This window comes from Bacillus sp. B1-WWTP-T-0.5-Post-4, assembly GCF_009183795.1.
GTDB lineage: Bacteria > Bacillota > Bacilli > Bacillales > Bacillaceae_G > Bacillus_A > Bacillus_A cereus.
On the sequence record NZ_WEIJ01000013.1, the window covers coordinates 52,601 to 66,286 of the forward strand.

Genomic DNA, 13,686 nt, shown 5'->3' on the forward strand with positions numbered 1-13,686 from the left:
ATAATAGGTTTTATCTCCTTCTATAGCTACTTCAAGACACGGACATTATGACGTTACGAACAACACATTTAGGGAGGAACGAACAATGAAGAAAAAAGTTGTACCTGTTGTTGCATCTGTTTTAGGGGCAAGTCTATTACTAACTGCTTGCGGGGGAAATAAAGATAATGCAAGCGGAGCGAAAGCAAACGATAAAGCACCTGATAAACAGGCAATTAACTTATCATTCGCTTCAGAAATTCCAACAATGGATGTTGCAAAAGCAACGGATGGGGAATCCATGAACGTAATGCGTAATGTTTTTGAAGGGCTATATGCAATGGGAGAAGATAATAAACCGGTTCCTGGTGTCGCTGAGTCGGTTGACATTAGTCCCGATAAAACAAAATATACATTCCATCTCCGTGATTCAAAATGGTCAAACGGTACTCCTGTTACAGCAAAGGACTTCGTCTTCGCTTGGCAACGTGCCGTAAATCCTGATATAGCAGCTGAATATGCATTCTTATTCTTCGATATAAAGAATGCGAAACAAATAAACCAAAAACAATTACCGGTTGATCAATTAGGTATTAAAGCTGTCGATGACAAAACTTTAGAAGTACAACTAGACCGTCCTGTTCCCTACTTCTTAAGCTTAACTACATTCTCAACATTCTTACCAATTAATGAAGAGTACTTAAAGTCTCAAGGCGATAAATATGGTTTAGAAACAAATCATTTAATTTATAACGGTGCTTTCACATTAGATAACTGGAAACATGAACAAAGCTTCCAATTGAAGAAAAATCCTAACTATTGGGATGCTAAAACTGTAAAATTAGAAGAAATCAACTTCAATGTCGTTAAAGATAAGTCTACAGAAGTGAACTTATATGATTCAGGACAAATTGATCGTGTTGCTTTAACTGCAGAGTTTGTTGATAAATATAAGAGCGATCCAAACTTCAAAGAACGCGCTGAAGTCGGCATTCAATTCTTACGATTAAATCAGAAAAATGAAACATTAAAAAATCAACATGCACGCCTTGCTATTAACGGCGCAATGAATAAAAAAGCTTACGTAGAAACAATCTTAAATAACGGCGCTGTTCCAGCTGAAGGAATGGTTCCTGCGAAATTTGCAAAGAGCCCAGAAGGCAATGACTTCCGTAAAGAAAATGGAAATCTAGTCAAGGATGATGTGAAAACAGCGAAAGAAAACTGGAAAAAAGCAAAACAAGAACTTGGTACTGACAAAGTAACAATCGAACTATTAACAAGTGACAATGCTTTAGCTAAAAAGACTGGTGAATATTTAAAAGGTGAATTAGAAAAGAACCTAGATGGATTAACAGTGAATTTAAAACCACAACCACGTAAACAACAGCTAAAACTACTATTAAGTGGTGACTATGAAATTGGTATTGACGGCTGGGGCCCTGACTTCGCTGATCCAATTACATTCTTAGATTTATTTACAACAGATAGTGCTTATAACTTCGATAAATACTCTAACAAAGAGTACGATGAGCTAATTCATAAAGTGAAAACAGATTTAGCTGGCGATGAAAAAGCACGCTTTGAAGCAATGAAGCAAGCTGAAAAAATTCTATTACAAGACGGCGCTGTCGCTCCTTTATACCAACAAGGCCGTTCTTACTTACAACGCTCTTTCATTAAAGGACTTGTAACAACTGACTTCGGTGGTGAGTTTAACTACAAGTGGACAGAAGTTACAAAATAATAAGTGCTAATAAAAAGGTATCCATTGAGGATACCTTTTTATTTTATACTTCTTTAACTACAGAGCTTCTTCTTCCCTTTACCATTCCTTTTATAGCTAAAGTCATCACTGCTACTGATTGTGTAACCAATACAATAACTAATAATGAAATAATATTTCTCTCTAAACTAACTCCTCCAAATATTATTGTATAATAGCCATTCGCTGCATATGTTGCAGGAAATAATTCACTGATTGTTTGATATGTTTTAGAAAGCATTTCATGTGGCACAGTTACAACCATTTGTGTTAATGAAAGAAATGCGAAAAAGACTATTGTCAATAATCCTCTTTTCCTTCTTTTTGCATTGAACCAAAACTCATCATAAATATAAACACAAACATCAAATATGTTCTCCACGTCAAAGAAGGTATATGCCCTGACCAAAGATAGCTAACTAAATAATTAATTCCCATAATACAAGACGATATTACTAAACTAATACTTATTAGTTTTACATATTTGAGCATATCTTTTCTCCTTGTTTTTTATTTTTCTACTTCTTCAAATTGCAGATTCACCGGCTCTTCTAAAAGTGTTTCATAAAAGTTCTCTGCCAAATCTGTTGAAGGAATTTTTTCATCTACTTCATCAAATCGAATACTATCTAGCCACACACAACCTTCTCCTGATAATAAAACACCAAATGCAATACCAAGTGCTTCTTCTTTTATATCTAATACAACCGAGTACGATTGCCAGTTATTCGTATTTTTAATGGGGCGATTTTGCATATTATCCATAGCGAGCGGTTCTGTATCTTTTCCATCTACTCGCATCCACAATCCTGCCCAATCTCTTACATTTTCACTCTTAACAAATGCTGTAAAACGTAATCTCTTCCCTACATATTTATCCGCTCTGAACATTTGCATTAATGTTGAAAATCCTCCGTGCGTAACATTCTCTTTTGCTTTTATGTATGCAGATACTTTTCCTTGATGGACAACTTCATAATCTAAACCCATCTCATATTCAGCAGGATGACTCCCACTTAAGATCCATCCTTTCGGTATACCTTTTTGCATTGAAACACCCTCTCTTTCTATATAAAATGACTGAAAGTACTTTCGATATTTCTTTGGTGGCAATTGAAACATTCTTTTAAAAGCTCTCGTAAATGCCTCTTGTGAGGAAAAACCGTATTGCAGTGCAATATCAATAACAGCTCTCTCCGTTGACACTAAAACTTGCGCAGCATGAGTTAACCTTCTCTTTCGAATATAATCCGTTACACTCATCCCAACATATCTTTGAAAGATGCGATGAAAATGGTACATCGATACGGCACTGTGAGATGCCACTCTTTCTGTTGTAAGCTCCTCATGTAAGTGATTCTCTATATATTCAATTGATTTTTTTATTATCTCTTTATATTCTTCATGCATTTTAGCCCCTCCCTCACAATTTCAATTTACCATATACATACAAATCGTTTTTGATTTAAATTGCGGATTAGCCCTCGTGACTGCAGGATAATAATTTATTTTCAACACATACATAATTACATGTTTTTGGGAAAAACTTGTATAGAACGAATTTACATAAGGAGGAATTTATAATGAGAATTCTACTATCAGTTTTATTAGCTCTTATGCTAGTACCTGCATTAACAGGATGTAAAGCTCCTGCCAAAGAAGACACAACTTCTAATAAAAAGACGACTGAAGAAGCAAAAAATGAGGCTCCTGCAGATTTAAAACTAAACTTCAATGAATTCGATTTAAAGGCAGACTATCAAGATACAAAGAAGGACTACGAAGCAGACTATAAAAATGTAGCAGCTGACAAGAAAATGGAAGCAAAAATTGAAGATCATAAAGCAGATGTAAAATTAACAGGAGACGAGGCTATCACAAAATTAAGCCCACTTCTACAAGAATTAAAATTTGATAAAGATACTGCTGACCAAGAAGTAATCGATCAAGTAGTGAACGTATTCAAACTTGATAAAGACTATCAAAAATTTGATTTAGAAGTTGTCTTCTCTGATGGAACGAAAAAAGAATATAAAAGAGAAATAAAATAAAGAAGTAGGCGGTTGCCTACTTCTTTATTTTTTAATTTTTGCGTATCTTAATTCTGGACTAGAACCAATAATGAATTGGACACCGGATACTGATGATTTTTGTAAATAGGAAGCACTTGGGAAAATAATTGGGATTAATGGTGAATCTGTAAACATAATATCTTCCGCTTTATGCAATAATTCAAAACGCTTATCCTCGTTTTGTTCAACTTTTGCTTCTTTTATTAAAGCGTCAAATTCTTTATTATGCCATTTTGCATAGTTATTTGGACCATCACCCGCATATAAATCTAGTTTAGTAATTGGATCTAATAAAGAGCCGCCCCATCCCATATAAGCTAATTGGAAATCACTTTGCTTGTATGTGTCGATGTAACTCTTCCACTCTTTATTTTCTAATTTAATATCTACGCCAAGATTTTTCTTAAACATTTCTTGCATTGCTTCTGCCACTTTTTTATGTTGTGTATCTGTAGTGAATTTTAATGTTACTTCAGGTAATGTAGACCAGCCTTGTTCTTTCATGCCTTCTTCTAATAACTTTTTCGCTTCCGCTGGATCAAATTTAACGTAATCACCTTTTTCTTTACGGAAATCACGGCCACTTTGTGTTTTTGCTCCTTCTGGAACGAATGCATATGCTTCTTGCGCATTATTTTTATACAATTTTTCAACGATAAATTTACGATCAACCGCTAATGAAAATGCTTTACGTACCTTCGCATTTGTAAACGGCTCTTTTTCTACGTTAAACGAATAAATATAAGAAGAGAACCCTGCAACACGCTTATATTCTTTATTTCCTTTTTCTTTTTCGATCATCTCTTGTGGTAAACCACTTAGTAAATCTAATTCTTTGGATTTAAATAATTGATACGCTGTTTTAGAGTCTGGAATAATACGAAACTCAATTTCTTTTAGAGTTACCTTTTTATCATAGAATTCTTTATTTTTTTGTACTGTAATAGCTTGGTTATGCTTCCACTCTTTTAACGTGAATGGCCCATTCGTAATTAACTCTTTTGGATCTGTTTTTAATTTATTATTATCATCAATCGACTTTTTAGCTAATGGAATAAATAGTGAGCTTGCTAGTTTTTGTTTAATAGAAGCAACTGGGTGTTCAAGGGTTACCTTTAATGTTTGAGGATCAACAACTTGAATACCAACTTGTCCCTCTTCACCTTTTCCAGTATTATACGCCTCTGCCCCTTTAATAAAATACATTTCTGTCGCATTCATAGAACCCGTTTTCGGATTTAATAATCGCTTCCATGCAAATTCAAAATCATTTGCTGTAATAGGAGAACCATCTGACCATTTAATATCTTTCTTCAAATGGATTGTATATTCAGTTCCATCAGCATTTACTTCTTCTTTCTCCGCTAATTCATTTTGATATTTCCCATTATTATCTTGCGTATATAAACTTGAAAACAACTGTCCAATTATATAACCTGACGTGCTATCTGTTGCAATAGCAGAATCAAGTGTATATGGATCACTACTAATATTCGTTACTAATCGATCTCCTTCTCCCTTACCAGCACTCGCCTTTTGCGTCTCTTTCTTACCGCAAGCGACAGAAGTAATCGCTAAAACAGTCATAATGACAAACAGTAAAAACTTCTTCATCCTACATTCTCCTTTAACCTGAAATTTTTGGTGTTGATGCTAATAATGTTTTTGTATAAGAATGTTGTGGATTACGGAATACTTCGTCCGTATTTCCAAATTCAACAAGTTCTCCTTTGTATAAGACAGCTACTTTTTCACATAAATAGTGAACCATCGGTAAATCGTGAGCGATGAATAAATATGTATAACCTTGTTCTTTTTGGATTTTTTGCAGCAGATGTACAATTTGAATTTGCAATGAAACGTCTAATGCTGAAATCGGTTCATCAAGAATCAATACTTCCGGCTCACACAATAACGCTCTTGCAATAGCGATACGTTGACGTTGTCCTCCGCTAAATTCATGCGGATATCGATCAATATATCTTCTATCTAATCCAACACGCTCTAGCGCATCACCCGCTACTTTATCCTTTAATCCTTTATCACCTAAACCGAATGAAATATAACCTTCCGTTACGCTATCGCGTACTTTCCAGCGCGGATTTAATGCTGCTGCGGAATCTTGAAAAATGAACTGTACTTTCTGTAAAAAATCTCGCCTATGAGCTGATTTCAGCTTGTGAACGACTTGACCGTTATAATCAATTTCACCAGACGTTGGGCTCTCAATCCCAGCTATAAGCTTTCCAAGTGTTGTTTTTCCTGAACCACTTTCACCAATAATGCCAAGTGTTGTTCCTTTCGGGATAGAAAGTGATATATCTTTTAACGCTGTGATTTCTTTACTTCTACTTCCATATGTTTTTGTTACTTGCTTTACAGTAATTAAATCTGTCGTCATGAGGCATTCACCTTCTCTTTTGATTTCGCTTTATTATGCTCCAGAACATGCTGCCAGCAATGTGAACTATGCTCCTTAGAATACGTTGTTCTCTCTGGGAAACGATGAATACATTCTTTTATCGCTACTGGACAACGATTTACAAAAGGACAACCAAAGCTATTTAATGTTTCAATGGAAGGTGTCGTTCCTTCTATTGCACGTAATACCTTTTCGGAATCATCCATATTCGGAATTGCTTGTAATAAGCTTTTTGTGTATGGATGTTTAGGGGAACCTATCACTTCCTCTATCGTTCCTTTTTCAACAACACGTCCTCCATACATCACAACTACTCGATCCGCTACTTCACGTACAAGTGCTAAATCGTGCGTAATTAGTAAAATACTCGTATTTTGCTTTTCCTTTCTTTCCTTTAATAACTCCATAATTTGCTTTTGAATTGTTACATCTAATGCTGTCGTAGGTTCATCCGCAATAACGAGTTTGGGGTGGCAGGCAAATGCGATTGCTAAACAAATACGTTGCCTCATGCCTCCGCTTAATTGATGTGGGTACTGTTCAAAGCGTTTCTCTGCTTCATGTATCCCTAAATCATTTAATAAGTTAATCGCAATTTCTTTTGCTTCTTTTTTCGATTTCTTTTCGTGTTGCAAAATCACCTCTGTAATTTGCCTTCCTACCTTCATCGTCGGATTTAAAGATGAAAGTGGGTCTTGAAAGATAAACGAAATATCTTTCCCTCGAATTTGATTCCATTCTGATTCTTGTAGATTCGTTAATTCCTTTGATTCAAAAGATATATTTCCATCATCAATATGAATTGATTCTTGATTTAAGCCGATAATAGATTGTGCTGTAACACTTTTCCCTGAACCACTTTCTCCTACAAGTGCAACTATTTCACCTTCGCTAATAGAAAAGGAAACATGCTTCACAATTGCTTGGTTACTATTCTCTTTTTCAACGGCTAACGTTACGTTTTCTAAAGATAAGAGCTGTCCCATGTTTTTTCTCCTTTCGATTCCGTTTTACGATTTTTGGATCAATTGCATCTTGTAAACCATCACCAATCGCATTAAATGCGAACATAATGAGCGCAATCATGATTGCTGGGAAGAATAGCTGCCACCATTCTCCACTCAATAATGTCCCAAGTGCATCATTCGTCATCGTCCCCCAGCTTGCTGCCGGTGATTGCACTCCTAGTCCGATAAAGCTTAAAAATGATTCTGAGAAAATAGCTGCAGGAATTGTAAATGATAAATTTACGATAATAATGCCCGTTAAGTTCGGAATTAAATGCCCGTATATAATTTTCATATGGGATGTACCTAATCGCTCCGCTGCAATAACAAACTCTCTTTGTTTTAAAGATAAGACTTGCGCCCTAACGAGACGTGCCATACCAATCCATCCTGTTAATGCAAGGGCGATGATAATGGTAAAAAGACCTGGTTTCATAACAATTAATAGTAAAATAACAATTAATAAATACGGGATACCGTATAACACTTCGATTCCTCGTATAATCCACTCATCAATTAATGTCCCAAGGCGATTGCGCCCTCTCACATATCCACTAAATCCTCCGATTAGCACACCAAGTCCTATATCAAGAGCAGCTGCCACTAATCCAACTGTTAATGAAATTTTCCCGCCAGCCCAAGTACGTGTCCATATATCTCTTCCCAAATCATCTGTTCCGAACCAATGCTCACTACTAGGCGGTAAATTTGTTGCCTCTTTTACTTGTTCACTCGCAGTAAATGAAGTTAAACTTTCGCCAATAAGCGAGAAAACAATAATTAGCAATAACGTCACTGTTCCTAAAACTGCGATTGGATTCGATATAAACTTACGAAACACTTCTTTCTTTCTGCTAATCGTTTGCTGATTTTTATTTATCGTTAATTCTTTTTTCTCTTCTTTCGTTAATAACTGTTCATTAATTTCATAAGCTCCCATTTTAATATCCCCCCTCCTTATGTAATAGAACGAATACGCGGATCAACAATACGATGAATAATATCTGTAATGAAAATACAAGCAATTAATAATGCACTATAAAAAATCGTTGTTCCCATAATCACCGGATAGTCTCGGTTAAAAATACTATCTACAAAATATTTTCCTAGGCCAGGAATTGAAAAGATTTTTTCAATAACGAAAGTCCCTGTTAAAAGTCCAGCCATTAACGGTCCCACAAATGTAAGTACTGGAACAATCGCATTTCGAAGAGCATGTCTTATAATAATCTTCTTAATTGGTATGCCTTTTGCTCTTGCTAGCTTAATATAATCACTCTGCAGTACTTCGATCATATTAGAACGAACAAACCTTGTAATAACTGCGATTGGCCCTAACGCTAATGCAAAGGATGGCAATACTGTATGTTCGAATGTTCCCCAAGAGGCTACTGGTAAAAGCTCAAATTGGATAGCGAATACTTGTATAAATAGTGGTGCTAAAATAAAGCTCGGAATAGAAATACCGAGGATGGCAAGTAAACTTACACCGTAATCAATTACCTTCCCATGATAGAGAGCAGCAAATGTACCTGCAGCAATTCCGACTAGCAATGAAATAATAAGTGCTTGTAAACCAATAATTGCTGATGGACCAAAACCAGTTGTTATAATTTCTGATACACCTTGCCCGGTTGATTGAACAGATTCACCAAAATCAAAATGAACTACGCCGTCTAAATAAGCAACATATTGATTCCATAACGGTTCATCAAGGTGATACTTCGCTCTCATGTTTTGGATCACTTCTTCAGGAAAGATTTTTGCATCTGATGAAAATGGATCCCCCGGAATAATATGCATAATTAGAAATGTCACCGTCGTAATAACCCATAGCGTGAACACCATAACTGATAATTTTTTAATTACATACACCCTAATAACCCCCTAAACACATATATTTACTTAGTTTTATAAACGTACTTTTTCCATTACTCCCTTTTCTCTTTTTAGAATACAAAAAGCCTTGATCTTAAAAAATAAGATCAAGGCTTAATAAACAAAGGCCCATCACTTATCTTTCAAGACTTGCTTGCTGGAATTAGCACGGTGTTCTTATTACAGAACCCGCTGCTGAGGTGTCATAGGGCCAGTCCCTCTACCTCTCTGGATAAGTAAATTGCTATATTATTATTTAGTTCAAATTGTATATCTCGAATTATAATTCTGAAAAATTGAAAAGTCAATCTAATTGGATAAATTTAGAAAAGTCAGTTTTTAATTCTTTTATCGAAATTACAGTTTTCGGCTTATAATAAAAAGAAATGATATTAAAGGAGTTATAAGATGGACCCCTTACTTCTTGCTACTATAGGATTACCCTTAACAATCGTTATACTTGCCATCATCGGCTTCTATAAACTCTTTATTAAAAAGAAACGTATTACTTCTTTTTATACTCCTTTCGATAATATTACCGGGCAAACTATTTCCGAATTTCACGAAGAACAGAAGGTATTAGTATCCGAGGATGAAGACGGAGATGGTAAGAAGAAAAAATAACCTTGCACAGGCAAGGTTATTTTTTCGTTTCTGCTTGAAAACGTTTATAGTATGTCGATGCTGTTGCAAAGTTAATTTCTATATCACGAATCAACGATGAATCTTCTTCTTTCGCTAACTTCTGTAATTTTTTCATCGCTTGTTCTGATTCATTCAAGAAACCAACATATACCTCATGTTCTTGCTCTTTCGACTTCGGAACACGAATTTCTTTACGTATATTATCAATATCTTCTAACATGTTTGTCGTTACCTTTTGCACATTTTCTTTATATGTATCCTTCGTTATTTCCTTACCGCCCTTTTCCTTTGCCACTTCAAATAGCTGCAGTGCGTTATTAATTTCTTTATTCATTTTCATATCGTATTTTTCATGTACTGCACGGTATTCTTTCATCTCTTCTGTTTGCTCAGTGGATTGCTCTACCTTTTCTTTCGGTTCTTTCGTATCTTTATTTCCATTACATCCTGCTAGAAGGATCATACTTCCCATTACAGCAATACCCAAAACCTTCTTCATCTCTTCTTCTCCTTTTATCTACAGCTACTACTCATTATAGTTTCTTTTATCTCCACTTGTTATTATACCGAGAACATCCTACTTTTTACACTTAAGACGACATCGTAATATATATACCAACATGTTTGTCACAGTATCGTCACTTTATACAAATAACTTTTGCACTGCTTTACTACATCACCTTACAAAACTGTATGAGGTATTTCAAAGAAATGAAAAAAGAACTGATTCAAACATTCCCTTTGAATCAGTTCTTTTTTGTTAAGCCTCTAAATTTTGTTTTTGCTGCAGTTCAAACTGCTTCTCACTTCTTCTGGCCATAAATAGATAACATAACACTGCTCCTACTTCACAAAGCGCAATAACAACACCCATCGGTAATGCTGTATTACTTCCACCGATACCTACTAGCGGTGCAACAAGCGCTCCTGAAATGAACTGTAATAAGCCTAATAAAGCTGATGCTGTTCCTGCAGCTTGTTTTTGATTTCTCATCGCTAATGAGAACCCAGTTGTTGAGACAACCCCAACACTTGATACGACAAGGAATAACGAGCATAAAACACCAATTAACCCTATCCCTAGTAAGATTGTCAGTAATAAAGATAAACCACCAACAGCTGCAATAATGATACCAGAGACAAATAATGTCTTCTCATTCACTTTCCCCGCTAAACGACCCGTTACTTGACTAGCAATAATAATACCGATGCCGTTAATCGCAAAGAATAAACTAAACTGCTGTGGTGATGCTCCGTATATGTTCTGCAACACAAATGGTGAGCCCGAAATGTATGCAAACATTGCCGCTGTTACTAATCCTTGTGACAATGCATATCCCATAAACAGACGGTCCTTTAACAATTTTCCGTACGTCGCCAAAGTCCCTGACAAACCACCTGTTTCTCTTTCTTCAGGAGGTAATGTTTCACGTAATACAAAAATAGCTGAGATTAACATGAATACGCTAATTGCTCCAAGAACGATGAAAACACCGCGCCACGTTGTAAACTGTAATAATTGCCCCCCAATAATCGGTGCCAAAATAGGTGCTGCTCCGTTTACTAACATAAGCAGTGAGAAAAACTTCGTCATTTCAGAACCTGAATACATATCACGTACCATCGCACGTGATATAACAATCCCGGCTGATCCTGAAGCTCCTTGTAGGAAGCGCAATAACACTAATGTCCAAATAGATGGCGCAACAGCACAAAGTAAAGAAGAAGCAACATAAATAATAAGAGCAATAATAAGAGGTTTGCGTCTTCCGTAAATATCACTAATTGAGCCAACAAATAATTGTCCTACTGACAGCCCAAGCAAACAAGCTGTTAATGTAAGCTGCGCGAGGGATGCACCTGTTTGCAAGTCATCCGTTAACTTCGGTAATGAAGGCAAATACATATCAATAGATAATGGCCCAATCGCCGTAAGTGTTCCTAATACAAGAATCATCCATAACCTGTTTGCCTTTACAGGTTTATATATTTCGTGATTAACTTCATTCACTTTTTCAATTCACCCTTTCCTATACAAACTGAATCGTAACAATTATAGTTACATCATAAACATACGTCAAGTACAGCGCATTTTCCTCTTTCATAATGTAAAAAAAGCGATAGAAATTCTATCGCTTTACTTTTTCACATTGCTATTCGTAAATTTAGATACTGAGGACATCATCTCTCCCGTATCTAAATATGTAATTTGAATTGGGTCTCCTACTTCTGTAAACATAGCATATGGGAATTTCTTCACCGGTATCATAAATACCTTTTGTTCATTCTCTAAAAGTACGTACACGATTGTATTTTCACCTGATTTTTCTTTATATACACGTTGTACAATACCTTCTTTTTGCGCTTCTTTTCCTGTTGAGGTTGGTCTAAATGTATCACCATTACCGCTCATTACGTTTTTATAATTCTCAAGCGCTTCTTTCTGCGAAGAACCTGTCGCAAATATTTTTGCATTAGCAGCATATACAACTGTATGTGCACGTACTAGGCCTCCATCATCAACAACCGGAATAATCCAAGCTGGTTTACCGTATACGTTATAAATGACAGGCATTGTCCCATGCCATTTCTCTCTCTTAAAGGAATTATCCACTACTTCTGTAGCTGCTGAACCATCCATAATCCCCTTTACTTCTTTTCCATTATAGTAATATAGCTTGCCTGTACGTGCATCTACTAATGAATAGCCTAGGGCTGAATCTACTCCTTCTTTTGGAGAAGTAAAGTCTGTAAAATAATACAGTGTTCCATCTTTACCAAAGATCGGGGTCACCCCTTCTTTCGTTCCCCACTCAGTCGGAATTTTCATATCTGTTTGCGAGAATTTCGTATTCCAAAATCCGTGAATATATTTACCAAAGTACGTATTTAACGTAGATGCAGTCTCATGATTTAATACACCATCAACAAATTTAGGTGCCTTTCCTTTATCATATCTTTTCACTTCACCTGTTTGTGCATCTACTACGACAACACCTTCTACCTCAAATCCAGATCTTCCTGAAATAAATTCACCATACGTCATTGTATAATATGGTTTTCCTTTATCATCAACCTCAAATTTAGGTTTTCCTTTAAAGATTAAATTTGGTTCTGCTTGCCTTACCACACGCTCTAAATTATTACCAAAAAACATGCTTGGCACATATTTCATTTTATAACCGAGGTGCAGTTTCGCTTCCGCATCAGGATTCGTACCTGACATCGTTACATACCCTGGAATTGTCTCAGCTTTACGCGCTTTAAAAAATCCTGAAACTTCAATCGGCGCTACATATAAAGCCTCGCCGTTTACCATTTGTGGCGTTAATTCTCCTAGCTCAAAATAAGCTACTTTTGGAATATCACCAAATACTTTTTTCATCTTATTCTCCGCTGTCTTTGGCGGCACTGTAAACGGCTGGTCATTTTCAGTAAATGGCTCTGAAATATCTTTCTCTATCTTAACAACAGAATCATATTTCTTTTGCGAGATTACTATATCGTGCAAATAACCAAAGTAGCCGTAACTTGCGAGTAAAATAAACATTAGAAATCCTTTTAATGTACCTTCTAATTTCCCTATTTGATCTTGTGAAAATAAAACAAGCCCAATTAAAATTGCTACTGCAACAGAATAATGAGTAAGAATCGAGTCTACTCGATCATCAATTAGCCAAAAGTATTCATAGATTGCAATACCTATCCAAAATAAAACAGGAATAACTAAAATAGATGATTTCTTACCCTTTACAACCTTCTTATCTCCCTTCTTATCCACTGCTCGAAGCTTACTACTACTTCTTGTCCATGGAATCAAAAACAAAGTAAGAATAGCTAAAACTACAAATTTCATCAAAGGCACTGTCCCCTTTTCTTTTGTATTCCCTTTTAGTATAACAAATAAAGGGTATTAAG

At 35.7% G+C, this 13,686-nt stretch carries 14 protein-coding genes and 1 riboswitch; of the genes, 3 read left to right on the forward strand and 11 right to left on the reverse strand.

The window, feature by feature from the left end; all coding sequences use genetic code 11:
- Positions 1-85: 85 nt before the first annotated feature.
- On the forward strand, positions 86-1,726 hold the full coding sequence (locus tag GBN91_RS25465; protein ID WP_152122616.1) for a peptide ABC transporter substrate-binding protein: 1,641 nt from the start codon (positions 86-88) through the stop codon (positions 1,724-1,726).
- A gap of 43 nt (positions 1,727-1,769) precedes the next feature.
- On the opposite strand, the gene GBN91_RS25470 is transcribed toward GBN91_RS25465, so the two are convergent.
- The 3 genes from GBN91_RS25470 to GBN91_RS25480 are packed head-to-tail and all read right to left on the reverse strand — an operon-like array spanning position 1,770 to position 3,154.
- Complete coding sequence (locus GBN91_RS25470; RefSeq protein WP_000156944.1) at positions 1,770-2,048, reverse strand: hypothetical protein; 279 nt, start codon at positions 2,046-2,048, stop codon at positions 1,770-1,772.
- Positions 2,045-2,236, reverse strand: a complete 192-nt coding sequence (locus GBN91_RS25475) for a hypothetical protein (protein ID WP_000922547.1) — start codon at positions 2,234-2,236, stop codon at positions 2,045-2,047. The genes GBN91_RS25470 and GBN91_RS25475 overlap by 4 nt, the downstream gene beginning before the upstream one ends.
- An 18-nt stretch (positions 2,237-2,254) precedes the next feature.
- Positions 2,255-3,154, reverse strand: a complete 900-nt coding sequence (locus GBN91_RS25480) for a helix-turn-helix transcriptional regulator (protein ID WP_016124192.1) — start codon at positions 3,152-3,154, stop codon at positions 2,255-2,257.
- Between the two features lie 173 nt (positions 3,155-3,327).
- On the opposite strand from GBN91_RS25480, the gene GBN91_RS25485 reads away from it, so the two are divergent.
- Positions 3,328-3,795 (forward strand): YusW family protein, encoded by a 468-nt coding sequence (locus GBN91_RS25485; protein ID WP_001221551.1) that lies wholly within the window; start codon positions 3,328-3,330, stop codon positions 3,793-3,795.
- Positions 3,796-3,819: 24 nt separating this feature from the next.
- On the opposite strand, the gene GBN91_RS25490 is transcribed toward GBN91_RS25485, so the two are convergent.
- The 5 genes from GBN91_RS25490 to GBN91_RS25510 are packed head-to-tail and all read right to left on the reverse strand — an operon-like array spanning position 3,820 to position 9,120.
- Complete coding sequence (locus GBN91_RS25490; RefSeq protein ID WP_016124191.1) at positions 3,820-5,430, reverse strand: peptide ABC transporter substrate-binding protein; 1,611 nt, start codon at positions 5,428-5,430, stop codon at positions 3,820-3,822.
- Positions 5,431-5,443: 13 nt separating this feature from the next.
- Positions 5,444-6,217, reverse strand: coding sequence for an ABC transporter ATP-binding protein (locus GBN91_RS25495; RefSeq protein ID WP_152122619.1), 774 nt, complete (start codon positions 6,215-6,217; stop codon positions 5,444-5,446).
- Complete coding sequence (locus tag GBN91_RS25500) at positions 6,214-7,224, reverse strand: ABC transporter ATP-binding protein (protein ID WP_000531264.1); 1,011 nt, start codon at positions 7,222-7,224, stop codon at positions 6,214-6,216. Before GBN91_RS25500 ends, GBN91_RS25495 begins: the two co-directional genes overlap by 4 nt.
- A complete protein-coding gene (locus GBN91_RS25505; protein WP_152122621.1) occupies positions 7,181-8,185 on the reverse strand; it encodes an ABC transporter permease in 1,005 nt (334 codons plus the stop codon). Before GBN91_RS25505 ends, GBN91_RS25500 begins: the two co-directional genes overlap by 44 nt.
- A gap of 17 nt (positions 8,186-8,202) precedes the next feature.
- A complete protein-coding gene (locus GBN91_RS25510; protein WP_006920097.1) occupies positions 8,203-9,120 on the reverse strand; it encodes an ABC transporter permease in 918 nt (305 codons plus the stop codon).
- A gap of 136 nt (positions 9,121-9,256) precedes the next feature.
- Positions 9,257-9,362: riboswitch (SAM riboswitch) on the reverse strand.
- A 169-nt stretch (positions 9,363-9,531) separates the two neighbouring features.
- On the opposite strand from GBN91_RS25510, the gene GBN91_RS25515 reads away from it, so the two are divergent.
- On the forward strand, positions 9,532-9,747 hold the full coding sequence (locus GBN91_RS25515; RefSeq protein ID WP_152122623.1) for a DUF3951 domain-containing protein: 216 nt from the start codon (positions 9,532-9,534) through the stop codon (positions 9,745-9,747).
- A 16-nt stretch (positions 9,748-9,763) separates the two neighbouring features.
- Here GBN91_RS25515 and GBN91_RS25520 read toward each other — a convergent pair whose 3' ends face one another.
- The 3 genes from GBN91_RS25520 to GBN91_RS25530 all read right to left on the reverse strand — a co-directional run bounded on the left by GBN91_RS25520 (position 9,764) and on the right by GBN91_RS25530 (position 13,624).
- Positions 9,764-10,267, reverse strand: coding sequence for a hypothetical protein (locus tag GBN91_RS25520; RefSeq protein ID WP_086412285.1), 504 nt, complete (start codon positions 10,265-10,267; stop codon positions 9,764-9,766).
- 261 nt (positions 10,268-10,528) lie between these two features.
- The gene (locus GBN91_RS25525; protein ID WP_226800197.1) at positions 10,529-11,788 is read right to left on the reverse strand and encodes a multidrug effflux MFS transporter; all 1,260 of its coding nucleotides are present in this window, start codon (positions 11,786-11,788) and stop codon (positions 10,529-10,531) included.
- A 117-nt stretch (positions 11,789-11,905) separates the two neighbouring features.
- Positions 11,906-13,624: a DUF3981 domain-containing protein gene (locus GBN91_RS25530; RefSeq protein WP_152122646.1), complete on the reverse strand. Its 1,719-nt coding sequence runs from the start codon at positions 13,622-13,624 to the stop codon at positions 11,906-11,908.
- Between the last annotated feature and the right edge of the window lie 62 nt (positions 13,625-13,686).